The following is a 16690-nucleotide window of genomic DNA, read 5'->3' on the forward strand; positions in this document are numbered from 1 at the left end:
TCAGGGCGTTACCGGATCTCCCATTTTCGCGGATATCCGGCTTCCCTCGCAGACGATGTCATAGTAGTATCCATCACTGAAGGCTACCCGCGAGCCGCATTTACAGCATTCCGTTGTGTAGCCTTCGCTCTTTCTGACTTTGCCGCCCTTGCCGTCGGCAACCCAGTAAAAGGCTTCGCAATCCTGGCATTTAGTCGAGCCCGGAACCCGGGTACCTGCCGGCAGCAGGGTCGTTTTCGGGCCGGTCGGCTTCCGGCGGACGGGTTTTTCTTCCGCGATAATGGTCGTTTCCTTTTTCTCTTCGGTAAATTTCGGCGCAAAACGGTTCCACAACGCCACGACAGCGGCAATCGCAACAACCGCGATCAGCAGCGTTTTGCCGAACGAAATACCGCCGGATACTTCCGTCTGCGGATGGCCGCAGGCCGGGCAGGTATGATTGGCATCCAGTGGAACGACTTTTCCGTCTTCCTTGCAGAAAATATTGGTGCACTTTCCTTTTTTAGGCATGGGTAAGGGTATTAGTAACCGTGTTTTGTTCTGACAGACAGTTGCCGGCAATCTGAATATCCGCAACTGCTACTTCTTTTTACTACGGGTGGTAATCTGAATCCAGTCTTCCGTCAACCCCGCCGATTTGTTTTCCCGGCAGGTCAGTATCTCGTTCATCGCCTGGAGGGAGCCGACAAAAATCCGGTAGCCGCCTTCCTCCCGCACATACCCGCGCCGGTCGGGCCGGGTCGGCAGGGGACAGAACCCTTCCTCCGAGGCATAAGCCAGCAGGTATTCCGTTCCGAACGGCGCTGCGCAGACAAACTGATCTCCCGGCGCGACCGTCACCAGCTGGCCGGCTTTCCCCGGCGAAACCAGAAAATCTTCTTCCAGAATCGTCTGCGTACCATCAGCAAGACGGTAGACGAGGCGGACGTGGCAGGGGCGGTTGGCCCGCAGCTGTATCTTCATGCTCTGCCCCTCCCAGTACTCGACGCCGCTACGGCCACGATCCGTTAGCAGCTCCAGTTGCAGCGGTGTCGCCTGAGGTGCGACGAGGCGTTTCAACGTATCCCGGACGCTTTCCACTTTGCCGAAATCCTCCGGCCGGAGCGTCAGTTTTTCCGACGCCAGCCAGCTCAGGGGCAGCTCGTCGTTCAAACCGGAGGCGACGTTGATACCCTGGCCCATGTCAGTCAGGTCAAAGCGGATGCGCAGGTTGTTGACTTCCTCCGCATAATCACCCCGGAGGCGCAATGCGGCAGTATCTGAAAGGGTCAGTCCGTTTTTGGGAAGCGCCGCACGTAAAGTTGCGGCCAGGCGATCCGACAGGGCATCGTTGATACCGCAATTCCGGTACGTAAACCGTTCCAACCGGATGGCCCTGCCATTGGCAAAACGCCGGATCACGTCGGAAAGCCGGTCGATGACGGCGGGCAGTTCTACGTTTCGCTGCGCAGACAGTTCTTCTTTTCCGGGAAGTGGTACGGCGTCGTCCGGTATATGGTCTACCCGCACCATTCCCGCAATCCGAAAGTCCAGGAATACGCGCAGCGCCGAATGATGGACGAACTGAACGCGGTACTCCACCAGATTTGAGAACCGGAAGGGTTTGTCCTGTGTGTCGGTCCCCGCCAGGGTTTTTCGTATGTAAAAGTTGACATACGGCTCTCCGGCCGGCGTTTTTCCGAGGCGATAACGGGCCTCCGCCCAGTCAAAGTGGTTTGTTACCGGCCGTCCTCCCGAAAAAATGCGGCAGTCCTTTACGTACTCTGCGAGGGTGGTGTTCGGGTTTTGGGAACTACGAAATTCATTGAATATCAAGACGTCTTTACTCCGGAACGCGTCTCGGAGCATCCCTTCCAGCTGTGGCTCCAGCGCTTCAAACGGCTGGTGTACTTCGTAATGCGTCAGAATTTCCAGGTTGGTAAAATACCGGTCTTCCAGCAGTTTGCGCGTGCTCCGCGCAAGGGTAGCCTGGTCGGACGGAGTGAACGTCTGCGCCATAACCGGCAACGCCAGCAACCAGAAAAGACAAATTCGTCGTATCATATCACAAATGCCGGATGGCGACTACCAGCGGGACAATCGCCTGTTTTCCATCGGTTTCAAATACCGGCTGATCGGATTCATACCGGGCAGCTACCGGACCGGTAACCTTCTGCAGCCGCTCTGAAACGGAGCCTTTCTCCGATTGCAAACGAGTCATTATTTCGTTGATATTCAATTCCTTTTGCGAAAAAAGAACAATCAGGTAGTCTGTTCCGGGTGTTTGATCGAGGACAATGGAGCGTGTTTCAGAGGGATAGACGACCGTGGTATTCCGTCCGAGCAGTGCGCTGACTCCGTCCCGGTCGGGAAACAACCGGTTGATATGTCCGGTTGAGTCGGTACCGAGCGCGTAAACATACACCTGCTGCGAATTGGATACGTACAATTTGAACTTCGTCCCGGAACCAAAAGACTCGCTGGCCCGGTAAAATCCGCCCGTTTGTGCATCTGTCCGTGTAGTTTCCATTCGTTTGCCATCGGCGGTAAGCAACCGCATCGACCCCTTTACCGGCTGAACAATTTCCGGAAATGCCTGAAATGCTTCGCGCACAAACCGGGCCAGGTCCTTGTACCGTACCCAGCAGTAGCCCTTGTCAGCCCAGCCCGATCCCCAGGAGTTGATCACGCGGAATGCCCCGCCGAACCGGTCGTCGTCATACCCAACCACACACAACGCATGGCCCGGCGCGGCTGACGGAACTTCACCCGGCGCAAGCTCCCATACGTCCCGCGTGATGAAGAACGAAAATGGCGTTTCCATGCCAATGACGACGGGGTAGCCTTCACTCAGCGCCTTCTTCATTGTCGCGATCCGGTACGCGGCGGGCGCCTTTTCTCCAAACAGGCGGATGACATCCCCGATGCGGTGCGGAGACGCCTGCGGGTCCAGCTCGCCTTCCGGCATACCGCAGTTCGGATAGGGAAACGCGTCATACGGCAGCGCGCCTGTCTTTTTCAGCAGGTAGAGGGCGTCGGCCAGACGGGCTCCCTTGAGGCAGGCAAGATCGTCAGGCGATTTGATCTTTTCGTACGTGTAACTGGGGGAAAAAAGCGCAGGTTTTCCGGTGATACTCTGGAGAATAGACCGGAGATAGTACGTTGTCGCGAAAGCAACGCAGGTACTGTAGTCTTCCTGGTTCATCACCGGAGGACAATATTCTTCGTAGGACACTTTGCGCGGAAGTGTTGTGCCTTTAGCGACGACGGCCTTTACGGGTACTTTTTCGTATCCGGCCGGATCAAAAAGCAGACCTGTCGGGTACCGTTGCTGCGCTCCTGCGGCGGCAGAAGCGAGCAAGAGGGCAATCCATAGATATTTTTTCATAGTCCTTTGACTTTCAGTTCGTAAATCCGCCAGGAATCTGGCGTAGTATCGGTGACAGGCATACGTACTTCGGTACGGGTATTCGTTACGGGAAGGCCGTTCCGGAATGTCCGGACATCGAAATACACCGTAGCGAGGGCCGTGTAGCCGCCCTTTTCGTCTTTTCGAATATCGCGGAAGTGGATCACCTTTGCCGACAGCAGGCGGTAGCGTACGCCGGCGCGTCGTTTCAGCAAAAACTGCTCGCCCGGAAGCCAGGTTTCCGACCCGTTTGGCTGCTGGATTACGACATAGCCGGAAGGAACAAACAACTGCCGGAAGCGCTCAGGCTGCTTCGGCGCCGCGTGCATCAACTCCAGGGCGGTTTCTACTTTTCGGTCGATGGGTAGGGTGGCCTCCTGCCAGGCAGGGATTCCCTGACAACCAAGCCACAGGAGCCAGCTGGCCATTTTCATAGACACCATCGTTAAAAGTCCAGCACCACATTGGCAATCTCCACCGGGTCTCCGGGCCGGCGCCCGTCGGGTAGTTTTCGGGTACTTTGCTGCCTCGACGCACATTCCGGATAGGCATCCCGCCAGGAAGTCACTCCCTGAAAGGCCAGGAAGTCGGCATTGAGGCTGCCATCGCGGTCGATGTAATAATTGCCCGACTGGCGAATATCCAACCGCTTGATCTCCAATCCCGCAGCCCGTTCGGGTGCGAGCCGGAGCGCAGCGATTTCATGCAGGGACCGGCGCTCTCCCGAAACCTGGCAGCAGGCGGCATCCAACGGAAGCCAGCGGCTGAAAAGGTCCAGGATTTCCCGCCGGCGCGTGGCGCCGGTCGCTTCCGACACCAGTTCGCGGAGAAGTACGGCGAATTCGGTATATACTTCTTTCAACCGCTTTCCGGAAAGGGGTTCCCGAAAACCGGTACCCAACCCCCGGATGTCTTCGATCACACAGGATTTCCCTTTGATTCTCAGCGTAAACATCTGATTTTCACAAAAATCCACCTTTGTTTTGGTAGCTGCCTGCAGGCCGTGCAATCGAACCGACGCGACGAAAACGACCGAGTCCCGGCTGGTAACCGGTTGATCGAGTCGGAGGGAGTCGAGGCGGTACGAAAATCCTTCCCAGAAAAAGCCGGGTAATTGAGCGAGCCATTGCCCCGCCGGAAGTTGCGGCAGGGTATTCCGGTAGCTGTCTGCCGGCTGAAGTACGTCGGGGACGGGCATGTCGGCAGCAGAAAACCAGTTTTCCAGGATTTCCCGACGGCGTGCGTCCACCGGACGTCCGCCCGGAGATGGATTCAGCGTGTTGACGGCGGCACTATAGCGCCTGAGGCAGTCCAGACCTTGTTTTTCGGGGTCTCCGAAGCCCTGCCAACCTTGCTGCGCCAATGCGATCCAGATAACCCATCGATAGATCATAGGAAGGTCACTTGGGAGTGGCTGGTTGAATCTCGGCTACCCGTACATTGCCGAGCAGTACGGTCCAGCGGTTTTCCTCGTAGAACGGATCCTTGCGGTTACGCAGATCCACGTTCATCTTTTTCACAGTTTTGTCTTCGTACCGGATCGTACCGCCGTTTCCCTGAAAATGCTGGAAATAGGTGGCCGTCGTCTCATATCCCGCCTGGGTTTTCTGCCAGTCCCCTACCAGTGCCAGGTCGTAGAAGGTGATGGATACGTCGAAGTACTTTTTGTCGAGGTTTTTCAGGCGACGGAGGTATACGCTCAGCGGGTATTCACGGACGAGCATGTTTGTCTTGATGGTTCCTACTTCCATGCGCGCGTCCGGCAGGAACAGCAGAAGGGCATTTTCGATGGCCAGCTCGCGGACAGGGCCGGCCTGTTTCGGGTCGGCGATGACGCTGAGGTACTTCTGAAACTCGGCCACCTTCTGATGGGTCAGTTCCTGAAAATCACGCAATTGCTGTTCGCTGAGTTTGTCTTCCTCCACCACCAGGTTTTTATCAACCGGAAGCAAAGACTGGCCTGAGGCGGAAAGGGACCAGCATAATCCCAGCAGGCAGAAAAACCTTTTCATAATGCTTGTTTCGATTCGGAGAGACGTTACATCCTGTCCAGCTATGACCGGGGCAGGCCTGAGGTTATCGCTTTTTACCAGATTTCCTGAATCGCGACGGTGCGGAGGACTTTTCCGTCGACCGTCGACAATCGCTCGATCAGGTTCACCTGCCGGATTTTGTCAGCGTTCAGGTACAGACGGCGGGCCACCTGTTCGATCGGCTGTACTTCTCCGAGCGTATTATTGACATAGATATTCACCCGCGCTTTTTCGGTGAAATACCTGCGCGTATCCGTTACGAGGCCAAAGCGTTTGGTATCCGGAATATCCGTATTGATCAGGGAATTGAGGTACCGGCTGATTTCAGGGAAATTTACCGGAGACGGAGACGGCTCAGCGCCTGCCAGTCGCACGCGGTACAGCGATTTCTTCTCCCGGGTAGCCGAATGCCGCCCGAGCCGCGCCTGGGTATCCGACAGCAGCGCTTCCCAGGTAGGATTACCGGCAAACCGCGTCGCGGTTTCCAGCGCTTCCGTAAACGATCGCGTATAGAAGCTACCGGAATCCGGGTGGGCGCTCGATTGCTGCGGAGGCTGGCTGCTGGCAATCAGGATATCTCCGGCAGGAATCCGGAACAGACGGCGGTAGCTGGCGTTGAGGGAATCGTCGGTCAGGTTGAGTCCGCGGATCATGGGTTTGCGGCTCACCATTCCACGGGTACTCGTCAGCAGGTCGTTGCAGCAATCGCCGAGCGAAATACACAACCGCGGCTTTTTGGCGCGCAGTCGTTCATGAATCGCTGACAGCTCGGGGTTTCGCCGGATGTTCTTTTTATCGACATGCAGGATCGGAAAACGATCCGCCCGCCCCGCGACATTGTAGCCGTGCCCGGTGTAATAAAAAAACACCACGTCATCCGGCGCAATCCGCAGGGAATCAAGCACTTTTTCCAGCTCATTCACCGTAAAAAAATCCCGGGAAATAACTTTTTCGCTGAGTTGGAAGCCGATGGCCGACGAGATCTGCTCAAACTGCCGGTGCATCACTTCCAGGTCGCGCTCGCAGGCGCCCGAAAGGAGTTCGTCACGCGTGTCCGCCATCAGCAGGGCATGAAAGGTCTGCCCGTGCGCGGACAGACCTATGCTCATTAACAGGCACAAAGCCAGTTTTTTCATTGCCCGGAGGGGTTAAACATGAATTTTCCCCGAAGACGCCCTTCCATGTAAGGCGGCTGATGAAAGCCCCGCTTTTCCAGGCCCATGTCGATCCGGTTGATGAGTTCGACGATGTCCTGATTCGGGGTATTGAGGTGCCGGATCAGCTCGCTGGTGAAAAGGCCGTTTTCCTGATCGCCGTCCTGTGCCGGCTTGCCCGGCTCAGTCGCGTAGATGATCAGCGTGCCGACGGGCGGATTCGTGGTTGCGTATAGCTGATCCGTTCCGCCGCGGGTCCAGGACCGGTACGGATTGTTCCGGCATGCGTCCCAGAATACCAGGTTGGAGCCGTTTTTGTTGGCATCCTCCATGCGGTCGATGATCTGCCGCAGGGGATAGCAATCATAGCGGACGTCGGACTCGCTGGCCGGCGTCGCGTCCACCGGCTGCAGGTAGTTGTTGCCCTCCACCATCAGACCGTGCCCGGCGTAGAAAAACAGGCTGACAGACCGGTCCGTGAGGTTTGCGACGTAGGCGTCAATGGTCTTACGAAGCTCCTTATGCGACTGATTTTCAGTCAGCGTGACAACAAACCCGAGTTTTTCGAGCTGTTCGCGGACGGCACGTCCGTCATTGACCGGATTCTTCAGCGGATACTTGGAATAGTTCGCATTGGAGACGATCAACGCATATCGTTTTTGAACAACAGGGCCGCTGGCAACTACCGGAGCATTGTAGGTTATGTACCGGGATTCGGACGTCGTCGTTCCGCCGGCATTTGTCGCCTGAAAACGAACTTCGTTCAATCCGGGTACGAGTGCGAGCTCGGTCGAAAACTCGTCCCCGCAGGTCACTTTTTTGAACCCGCGCTGGGCGCTGCCGACCGGCCGACCGTTCAGGACAAAGTGTGATTGCTGAAGATCAGCGCCTTGTACGCACACACGGACGACCAGCGTCGGTTTTTCAATCGACTGGCGCTCCTGTACCGGATTTTGCCAGACTACTACCGGCGCGGGAAGGGTCACCTTGACCGGCGTCCAGCCGCTCACCGAAACCTTTGGATCTTTTTGCTGGGCGCCGGCGCCAACCGCCATCAGGCCGGCCAATACGGCAAACAGGTATTTTTTCATGTTCGACGTGGCTTAAAACGTAACCCGGTAGGCAACTACCGGCGTATTTCCGATATACTGCAGGGACACCTGGCTGCGCTGCTGTTTCTGGTTGCGGATTCCTTTGATCAGGGTGTAGATCACGTCGGAAGCCATCACCGCTGCTGCGCCGCGGATAGCCCAGACATACTGGTTGTTCAGACGGTTGGCCTCGTCGTAGTGCGGAACCGCATTTTTCTCGTAAGGTTCTGACTGGTAGAGGTTGTATTCTTTGTCGGATTTCCCTTTCTGAATCAACCCGAAGGCAATCAGGCCGCCATAGGCAACGGTAATGAGCGGTCGCAGGCCGATTTTATGTCCCGGCTGCACCATGATATTCCCGAGGCCCGGCACGAGAACGGACAACAGCGCGTTGGCCGGACCGCCTCCCGGTTTGGGCGGGCGGACGACCTCATGTACACCGACAAAAGCACGGATATCGCCGTTGAGCTGGACATTATCGAGTACATAGTCCCAGTAGATCGTTTTGCCGGTTCCGGGGGTGAGGTTTCGGCCGACGTCCCCCGTGACGGTCTTCAGCGGCAGAATTCCCTTCGACCGGCTTTCGATCTGCAGGTAAACCGAGTCCCGGGGTATGATTCCGGTGACGTCGTAGGTCACTTTAACGCGTTGCGCGTCGGTTTCTACTTTGATATTGGAAACAGCCGTTTGCGCGGCGGCACTACCCAGGCTACCCAGCCAGATCAGCGCGATGAGGAGACGATTGGAGAGGGTCATGGGTTGGGGTATTGATTGTATAAAGCCCAAACTTGTTCTTTTGAAAGCGCTGAGTAATAAATACGTATTTCGTCCATAGAGCCCTTAAAGTATCTAGGTCCCCCAAGATTACCAGGAGCCAAATTTTCAGCGCCAAATCGCAAGCCGCCATCGTTACATGGATCCAGTTCATTGCCGATCATGCCTTTGGTGCCTTTCAATACCCCATCAACATAGAGATAGGCTGTTAATCCGTCAAATACAGTGACAACATGATACCATTTCCCCGGTAAATGCGTAAAAGGACTCGCAACATTCTGCCAACCAACACCTGGTGAGCAATTCACGCCACTCCCCTGTTTATAATCTGCATTAATAACTGCGTTGCCGGCTTGACCAGCCTCTGCCTGCTTTAGGTTTGCACTTAGCTGTTGGCTGGAACCGTCAGAAAAGACACTCTTACTGTATATCTGCATCCATCGGTCAACGATATCAGTCGTTTTTATCCAAACACTTATTGTTAGTCTTCTTCCGCGAAAAGCAGAGTTATCTGGCATTTCTAAATACTGACTGGTTCCGTTAAAAATAATTGCATTTCCAAATCCGGCATTGGGACCAGAACCATAGGACGCAGATTTTGGAAGTGTCGGTGTATTTCTTGTCGTCAAATCTGCTGGAGTACTATCATCAAATGGAATATGGGCGACAAGATTGGACGTAATATCTGCCACAATAAACCATTTAACTCCACCAACAACTTCCTTACTACCATATTTTGCATAAGCTCGATAATAATATTTACCTCCGAACGTCAGCTGGGTTTCAACTTTGCTGCCCCACGACTGACCAGCGGAGGCGACAGAAGTTGTGGAAGGGACATTGATTGTATTAGAAGCGTTCGGGTTCGAACTAGTGGACACATAAAATCCGACCTCGGAGATTCCCGGTTGTGATGTTTTCTTCAGGCTCAAATTAAACGTTGCCGACGTATTGCCAACATTTGATACATCGAGCGTCGTTACCTCTGCATCGGCTGTCGTTGTAAATTCGTTACTACAGGTATCAGTTCCGGCAACATTGGTAAGAAATACGCGATAATAGTATCGAGTACCTTCTTTTAAATTGGAAAGAGTCACTTGCCGCTGCTCCCCTGTCACCGGCATACTTTCGCCCGGTTTGGGTCCGATTGCATTACCTGCAGACGAAGGATCAGACTCAAAATAGATTATTCCCCAGTTTTTGATAGCGCTTTTCCCATCGCTGCCAACTTTGAATTTAATAGTTGCAGTTGTGTTTGTGTACGTTGCTTCGCAAGCCTCCAATGTCGGGACGACAGCGTCACTGACCACCACAGTATGTTTGTCAGACGTTACATTTCCGCATTTATCAGTTAGCACAAGTTTGACTTCATAAGTCGCACTAGCTTCGTATTTATGCGTGACTTTTAACGACGGACCGGAGTCCTTCTTTCCGTCTCCAAAATCCCACTCGATTTTGTCAAATGTGGCATTATTGGCGGAGGAAACCGTAAACTCAACGCTCAGTTGAGTCGCCTGATGGGAAACCGAAGAAATCGCAGTTTCACATTTGGGAAATTCCCGTTTCGGGAGGTCTTTTCTGCAGTCCGAAAGCAGAAAAAGGAGCGATAGATAAAGAAATGAGGCGGACAATCTGGGGGGTAAAAGGTGTTTCATGAATAGAAGCAGGATTGGGAACCAACTTTGTCGAGTCAAAAGTAGAGAAGCCCCCCGACTTCTCATAACCCTATTTATAGGGGTATCGCAGACTTTTTTCGGGAAAAACACGCATATTTTTTGCACTTTTCCGGTATCCTTGCTGCGAGTCTTCTGAAAGGTGACTGAAATAGCTGTCTTCCGAACCGGCTAAGGCCGTTTTTTGCCCTGACGCAGGACCTGCTTCTTTCGCCCTGTTGGGCATCGGTTTAATCAAAAAAATTTGCTAGTTAATTATTTAACGGTCGATTAGAATCCGTAAAGTATCCTTTACGGATAAATCGTGATCCTATTATTCAGTTTAGGCAACCGGGAACTGCTTCCGGTGTTATTTTATCCATTTAAGACGCTCAATTCATAAAACCGGTGTTTTCGTCTTTGTGGCACCCCAATCACGTTTTTCAAGAAAGATATTTAAACCGTCCGACCCACTCATTCTCCTACCCGCTGAGTGGCTATCGGCTTCGTTTTATCTGTTCTTTTTTCATGAATGTGTTGGATGAGCCTCCCGAAAACAGTTCCCTCGGTATAGCAATCGTATCCGATGAACTTACCCTGTTTGCCGAAACCCTGGCTGTCTTCCTTCGGCAGACGGGCCGTTTCTCCCGGGTGTATACCGTACCCCCGGCGACCGAACTGGCCGAAAACCCGTTTCCGGCGTTGCCGGACGGACCGGTTTACCTGATCTCCGACCACCGGAGTATCGGATTGCGCGAAGTGATTCCTACCCGCCAGCGATTGTTTATCATCCTCGTCAGCCATATACGCAATCTGCCGCAGTTTGAAGAAGTCCTGCTCCTGAAACCGGATGGTTTGATCAACAAGACCGACAGCACCGACGAGCTGCTTCGTTGCATCGCCGCCCTGCGGGAAGGCCGGTCGTATCTGTCGTCCTCGCTCGCGCGCCTGCTGGCGGCGCGGCACGACCGGTCTCTCCGCCTTGACTTTACCCCGAAAGAGCGGGAAGTACTCCGCCACGCCCAGCGTGGAAAAAACATTGCCGAAACGGCGGAAGCGCTAAGCCTCAGCCGCCATACTGTTATCACGCACCGCCGTAATATGATGGTAAAGGCGAATTGCAATTCGATCACCGAACTACTCTCCATCGCCGTTTCCGAAGGGCTTATTTCGTATTAAAAAAAGCCGCAGGATGTATCCCTGCGGCTTTTTTTTTCAGCGTTGCCCGTACATCACAATCGACGCTTTTCCAAGCAGCAACCCTGACAGGTTGAATCCGACCATCGCCGGAGGCGTACCCGGCCCGAGCTCCAGCGGCGCTTTCAGGGCGTAAACGGTAATCAGGTACTCGTGCGGCGCGCCCGGAGGCGGGCAGGGACCGCCGTAACCCGGCTTTCCGAAATCCGTGATACTTTGGACGGCACCCGCCGGCGCTGCCTTGCCGGAAGCGTCGCCGGCCCCTGCTTTCAGCGAGGTGACGTCCGCCGGGATGTTGAATAGCACCCAATGCCAGAAACCGCTGCCCGTCGGCGCATCCTTGTCATACATCGTGACGGCAAAGCTTTTGGTCCCCGCCGGCGCATTTTCCCAGGATAGCTGCGGGGAAATATTTTCTCCCGTGCAGCCGAAGCCCTGGAAAAATTGCCGCTGCGTCGCCTGTCCGCCCAGTTCGGCGCTCTTGAGGGTAAATGTTTGCGCGCTCAGGCTGCCTGTTCCCAGAAGGAAGCAAAAAAGAAGCTTTTTCATGCGTGTGGAATAAAAGGTTTACCACACAAAGGTACCGGGGTCGCCAGGCAGCAACCGATACCGGAAAGACCGTATTCTGTTTCGAAAAGATCAATCCTGCCCCTGGTAGGCCCGGGGCGTTACGCCAAATTCCTTTTTGAAAGCCTGAATGAAACTGGAAAGATTCTCGTATCCGAGTTCGAGGTGAATATCGCTCGGACGCGCGCTGCCGTGCCGCAGGAGGATAGCGGCTTGCTTCATCCGCTGGGCGTGAAACCAGCGGGAAGGCCCCATGCCGTACACGGATTCGAAACGGCGTTTGAACGTCGAAACGCTCATGTGACAAAGAAAAGCCAGCTCGTCGAGCGATAGCCGGTTGAAACTATTGCTTTCAACGATCCGCCGGAAGGTACCTTCCGCCGAACGCCGGGCAATCCCGTGAAGAAAAGCCGGAAAGGAACCGCTAAAACGGAGCGTCAGATAGGTAAGAATCTCCTCTACTTTGAGAAAAAGTAACGCCTCTTCCGAAGGCTGATTATGCAGCAGCCGAAGCGAAGCAGCGAAATGCAGGATAAACGGATCCTGCCCGAAAATGAAACCCGAGGCCCTTTCACTACCGGAAACACTGGCATGTTTTGCCAGAAAACCAGCCAGCAGCGTATCGTCAAAGAAAAGGACTACGCTCCGGTAGGCTCCCCGCTGCGGACGGCGCTCGGTCATGAGGCAGTTTCCCGCTGGAAAAAGGATAGCCTCCTGACCTGCTAATTGTTTCGTCTCATCGGCGAAACAGACCGTCTTTTCCCCGTCAAACAAAAAGCTGATGGCATGATGGGTCGACGTCACCCGGCATTTCACCGTGTCGTGCAACTCATTTTCATACACATGTACGTAAGCCGGACCTACTTCCTTTCCGGCCAGCGCCCGGGGTAAAACCATCTCTGACATACCGTAAAAATAGACAGGATTTGCCTATTCCCGGACAGCCGCCAGCATGTAGCATTGCGGTTGAAGCCATTCGTATTGTACCCGGAACCCCGCTTCCTGAAGGAAACGGCTCATTTCCCGTACGTTACGCCGGTCTTCGTCGAGGTCGTGTATTTCTGCCAGAATACGGCCGATACGGCGGATCAGCAACGGGTCGGTATGGTACAGGATATCGTATTCACTGCCTTCGCAATCCAGTTTCAGCAGGTCTACGGATGATTCATCTTCCAGTACTTCCGTCAGTGAAAGGGACGGTACTTCGATCTGCCGGGTGTTGTTTTCGTGGAAATCGGCAAAGACCGACGCAACGGTCTGATTCACGTCGCCTTCCTCGGCATATAGTGTCAGGACAGGTATCGGCTGCCCGGTAACCGCCTTTGCCTCGAGGCGGATGTAGGGCTTCAGCCACGGATTCTGATCCAGTACATATTGAAAACGCATCACATTGGCAGGTATCGGCTCGAATGCCAGAATATCCGCCTGGCCCGTCTTCGACAACAGAATAAAATTAAAAAAGCCCGCGTTTGCGCCGATATCAATGATTTTGGGCCGGGGAGGCAGCGATGCCACCAGTTCCTGAATACCGTATACGTCCTCCATGAAAATCTCCTTGAAGAGAATATACAACCGCAGGGGTACTTCCAGCCGGATGGCATGAGGACGGGTTTGAAACACCAGGTCACGCTTCCGCCGCTCACCTTTGTGAAAATAGTACTCGCCGGGATTGGAGACGTGTTTCGTCAGTTCGTAGTAGCGCCGGATGCCTTTGACCATATGTGGGATGGATGAGTTACTTAAATACGCATTCCCGCGGCCGGCAGACTTTCACCGGCGTACCACGGGTACTGTCACTTCAATATCGGTTGAGTCGGCTTCTCCGCCCCGGGGTTTTCCGATGCCGAAATCGACGCGGTTGATCCTGAACCGGCCCCGAAAAACGGCGCCGTCTTCAAAAGCAAACGGTATCGTCACCGAACGCTTCACGCCATGCAACAGCAACTTCCCGAAGGCGGCGCAGGCCTCTCCGCGGACGCGGATACTATCAGACCTGAACTCAATATACGGAAAAGCAGCTGCGTCGAACCATTTTGCGCTTCGGGCATGGCGGTTTTTCAGGCCATTGCCGGTCTCGATTGACGCCGTTTCCACTTTTACAACGAACGAAGACCGGGAAACACTATCCGGATCAAACAGCAGCCGGCCTTCCAGACTGCGGAATTCGCCGGTCGCATACCGGTCGCGAAACCGAATGGCATACCCCGGGCGGATTTCCCACTCCGGGGCTATGTTCAGGACGACGAGGGCGATACAAAGCCCGATTTTTTTCATCTTTAACGATATTTCCCTCAAAAAGACCGTGCACCCATTCCGATCCGGTGATGAAAATGAGCGAACGGCAGGGAAATTATGCCAACGGTCTGTTCAGAACAGAAACGAAAGCGGTCGCCCGGTCCAGACTTCCGGCGTTTTCAGTCCGAAGACATACGCGAGCGTTGCCGCGGTATCATATGTCATAACGCTGCGGCGGATTTCCCCTTTTTGCCGCACGGCTTTTCCGTACAGAATCCAGGGAATTTCCATTTCCTGGAGCGACTTTCCCCCGTGCCCGCGGCTGATGCCGCCGTGGTCGGACGTCAGCAATACCAGCGTTTCATCCGCAATACCCGCCCGTTCCAGCGCAGCCAGCAGTTGCCCGACATACCTATCCGTCCGGTTTACCGCCTGGATATATGGCCGGGTACCATGCCCCACGGCATGCCCGGCATTGTCCACCTCCGAAAAATGCACGAATAGCAGAGACGGCTTATCCTTTTCAATGCACTGTATGGCTGCGACGGCCGTGGCGCTATCGCCTGAACAGTTAACCGACGTCGTCACGCATTGTTTTTCATACAGGTAGCCAATGCCGTCCCATTCGTACACCACCGCGGAAGTTGCCTTTGGCCGCTGCTTTTTCAAGAGGTAGAAGACGGTAGGAAACATTCCATACTCGGTAGTCTCCTGCGACGGCGGTTCGGGCACCTGACTATTCCACTCCGTATAGCCGTGCACTTCCGGTCCCGCACCCATGAGCATAGACGCCCAGTTGACCGCGCTGGAGGAGGGCAATACACTCCGGGCCTTCAGCGTCCAGGCGCCGTTATCCATCATTTTCTGAAACGTCGGAATTGTTGCTTTCGGAAAGCAATAGGAGCCCAATCCATCGACTCCGATCAGCAGTACGTGTTTTGCGTGACGTACCTGCGCGTGTACCGTTCCGGCAACCCAGAGGAAGAGTCCGGCAACCAGCCATTTTTTCATTGTATGTAAAATAGATTTTTATAAATACTAAACAAATGTATGCTATAAGTTAAAAATACACATTACCTTTTTATTAACTTTTTCTGTCTTTCGCGGAAAGGGCGAGCGCAATTCTGCGGAGTCCGTCTTCCAGCTCCGTATCCGTCAGTGAAGCATAGCCGAGCCGCAGCGCGGGGGGGCCATCCCCCGAAAACCAAAATCTCCGCGTATCAATGACCTGAACGCCTGCCCGCGCCAGGTCGTCTACAGACAGCGGTGTGCGCAGCGGCACCCAGAATGCCAGTCCGCCTTCAGGCCGTCCCACCATAACCTGATCACCCAGGTACTGATGCAGCAGCGCCTCCATGCGACTGCGTTTCCGGCTGTAAACGGAAAACGCCTTCCGTGTATGCCGGGAGACGATCCCCTCGTCCATCAGCTCGGCAACGGCGTTTTCCATGATGGTATCGCCCTGACGGTCGATCCGCATCCGGAGTGCGGCGACGGCGTCAACAAACGGAACCGGGCCCGTCAGGTAGCCAATCCGGACGGCGGGAGCAATCAGTTTGCTGAGCGATCCGATGTAGATGACATCCGGATCCAGGCTGGCGAGCGGCAGTACGCTCCGTAGTCCGAAATGGTATTCGTAGTCGTAATCGTCCTCCACCACCGCAAAGCCATATTGCCGGGAAAGCCGGAGCAGGTGCATCCGGCGATCTGCCTTGAGGCTTACCGTCGTCGGAAACTGGTGGTGCGGCGTCACATATACGGCCTTTATGGGCCCCTGACGGCAAATTGATTCCAGGTCATCCGTCCGGATTCCGGAAGCATCGACCGCCACAGGAATCAGTACTGCGCCGGCCTGCCGGAATACTTCCCGCGCCGGCGAATATCCCGGATCTTCCACCACTACCCTGTCGCCCGGGCAAACCAGCGTCATCGCTGCCAGGTATAGTGCCATCTGGCTACCGCGGGTGACGCAGAGGTTTTCCGGGACAGTTTGCAAACCCCGTTCAAGGCGAAGCATTCGGGTGAGGGCTTCCCGCAGTTTGGGTTCTCCTTTTTCATGGCCGTAGCCCATCATTCTCCAGCGGGCTTTCTGGCGGAAAATCCGGCGGTAGGCGCGGGCCAGCTCGTCAAGCGGGGCCAGTTTGACATCGGGAAGCCCGTCGTCAAACACAATACTGCCGCGTCCGGCATCGCTAAGCGGCAGCGTCTCGAAAGCATTGAAGGCAAAGGGGACTGCATTTCCGGCAGAAGGCTGCTCTTCCGGAAGTACCCAATCCGGAAGTGTCCGGGAAACGAACGTGCCCTTTCTTGATGAAGATTCGGCCCAGCCGCCGGCCAGGAGTTCCTCATATGCCAGGACGACCGTTTTCCGGTTGACGCCCAGGTCGCCGGCCAATACCCGGCTACCCGGCAGCGGCATTCCGGGCTGGAGGCGCCCTTTCCGGATTTCGGCGATAATACCATCGGCAATCTGAAGAAATACGGCGGTATGACTGCGGAAATCAAGCACCAGCTGAAGTTTCCACGAGCGAAGAGACTGGACCATCTGTTTTAATCAAAACTGGAGGATTTAAACGGTCCAAAGATCGAACAGTTTTGT

General features: G+C 54.7%; 17 protein-coding genes. 1 reads left to right on the forward strand and 16 read right to left on the reverse strand.

Features of this window, described 5'->3' with window-relative positions; genetic code table 11:
- From BLR09_RS02700 to BLR09_RS02745, 10 genes are all read right to left on the reverse strand, one after another.
- The gene (locus BLR09_RS02700; protein WP_093197359.1) at positions 1–510 is read right to left on the reverse strand and encodes a hypothetical protein; all 510 of its coding nucleotides are present in this window, start codon (positions 508–510) and stop codon (positions 1–3) included.
- 69 nt (positions 511–579) lie between these two features.
- Positions 580–2043, reverse strand: a complete 1464-nt coding sequence (locus BLR09_RS02705) for a DUF4384 domain-containing protein (RefSeq protein ID WP_143011000.1) — start codon at positions 2041–2043, stop codon at positions 580–582.
- A 1-nt stretch (position 2044) separates the two neighbouring features.
- Entirely contained in the window at positions 2045–3367 is a 1323-nt protein-coding gene (locus BLR09_RS02710) for a DUF4384 domain-containing protein (RefSeq protein ID WP_093197363.1), read from the reverse strand.
- Positions 3364–3816, reverse strand: coding sequence for a hypothetical protein (locus BLR09_RS02715; protein WP_218126579.1), 453 nt, complete (start codon positions 3814–3816; stop codon positions 3364–3366). Before BLR09_RS02715 ends, BLR09_RS02710 begins: the two co-directional genes overlap by 4 nt.
- A 17-nt stretch (positions 3817–3833) precedes the next feature.
- A complete protein-coding gene (locus BLR09_RS02720) occupies positions 3834–4781 on the reverse strand; it encodes a hypothetical protein (RefSeq protein ID WP_093197369.1) in 948 nt (315 codons plus the stop codon).
- Between the two features lie 7 nt (positions 4782–4788).
- Positions 4789–5400 (reverse strand): hypothetical protein, encoded by a 612-nt coding sequence (locus BLR09_RS02725; protein ID WP_143011002.1) that lies wholly within the window; start codon positions 5398–5400, stop codon positions 4789–4791.
- A 74-nt stretch (positions 5401–5474) separates the two neighbouring features.
- A complete protein-coding gene (locus BLR09_RS02730; RefSeq protein ID WP_093197374.1) occupies positions 5475–6557 on the reverse strand; it encodes a caspase family protein in 1083 nt (360 codons plus the stop codon).
- The gene (locus BLR09_RS02735; protein WP_093197376.1) at positions 6554–7666 is read right to left on the reverse strand and encodes a caspase family protein; all 1113 of its coding nucleotides are present in this window, start codon (positions 7664–7666) and stop codon (positions 6554–6556) included. Before BLR09_RS02735 ends, BLR09_RS02730 begins: the two co-directional genes overlap by 4 nt.
- A 12-nt stretch (positions 7667–7678) precedes the next feature.
- Entirely contained in the window at positions 7679–8422 is a 744-nt protein-coding gene (locus BLR09_RS02740) for a hypothetical protein (RefSeq protein ID WP_093197379.1), read from the reverse strand.
- Complete coding sequence (locus tag BLR09_RS02745) at positions 8419–10095, reverse strand: LamG-like jellyroll fold domain-containing protein (RefSeq protein ID WP_176785424.1); 1677 nt, start codon at positions 10093–10095, stop codon at positions 8419–8421. Before BLR09_RS02745 ends, BLR09_RS02740 begins: the two co-directional genes overlap by 4 nt.
- 525 nt (positions 10096–10620) lie before the next feature.
- Between BLR09_RS02745 and BLR09_RS02750 the strand changes: the two genes are divergently transcribed.
- Positions 10621–11271: a helix-turn-helix transcriptional regulator gene (locus BLR09_RS02750; RefSeq protein ID WP_093197384.1), complete on the forward strand. Its 651-nt coding sequence runs from the start codon at positions 10621–10623 to the stop codon at positions 11269–11271.
- A gap of 36 nt (positions 11272–11307) precedes the next feature.
- Here BLR09_RS02750 and BLR09_RS02755 read toward each other — a convergent pair whose 3' ends face one another.
- The 6 genes from BLR09_RS02755 to pdxR all read right to left on the reverse strand — a co-directional run bounded on the left by BLR09_RS02755 (position 11308) and on the right by pdxR (position 16636).
- The gene (locus BLR09_RS02755) at positions 11308–11838 is read right to left on the reverse strand and encodes a YbhB/YbcL family Raf kinase inhibitor-like protein (RefSeq protein WP_093197387.1); all 531 of its coding nucleotides are present in this window, start codon (positions 11836–11838) and stop codon (positions 11308–11310) included.
- A 90-nt stretch (positions 11839–11928) separates the two neighbouring features.
- Complete coding sequence (locus tag BLR09_RS02760; RefSeq protein WP_093197389.1) at positions 11929–12762, reverse strand: helix-turn-helix transcriptional regulator; 834 nt, start codon at positions 12760–12762, stop codon at positions 11929–11931.
- 24 nt (positions 12763–12786) lie between these two features.
- Positions 12787–13575 (reverse strand): FkbM family methyltransferase, encoded by a 789-nt coding sequence (locus tag BLR09_RS02765; protein ID WP_093197392.1) that lies wholly within the window; start codon positions 13573–13575, stop codon positions 12787–12789.
- 51 nt (positions 13576–13626) lie between these two features.
- Entirely contained in the window at positions 13627–14130 is a 504-nt protein-coding gene (locus tag BLR09_RS02770; RefSeq protein WP_093197394.1) for a YceI family protein, read from the reverse strand.
- A gap of 93 nt (positions 14131–14223) precedes the next feature.
- Complete coding sequence (locus BLR09_RS02775) at positions 14224–15102, reverse strand: alkaline phosphatase family protein (RefSeq protein WP_093197397.1); 879 nt, start codon at positions 15100–15102, stop codon at positions 14224–14226.
- Between the two features lie 73 nt (positions 15103–15175).
- Positions 15176–16636, reverse strand: coding sequence for a MocR-like pyridoxine biosynthesis transcription factor PdxR (gene pdxR / locus BLR09_RS02780; RefSeq protein WP_093197399.1), 1461 nt, complete (start codon positions 16634–16636; stop codon positions 15176–15178).
- Between the last annotated feature and the right edge of the window lie 54 nt (positions 16637–16690).

This window comes from Siphonobacter aquaeclarae, from assembly GCF_900103285.1.
Taxonomy (GTDB): domain Bacteria; phylum Bacteroidota; class Bacteroidia; order Cytophagales; family Spirosomataceae; genus Siphonobacter; species Siphonobacter aquaeclarae.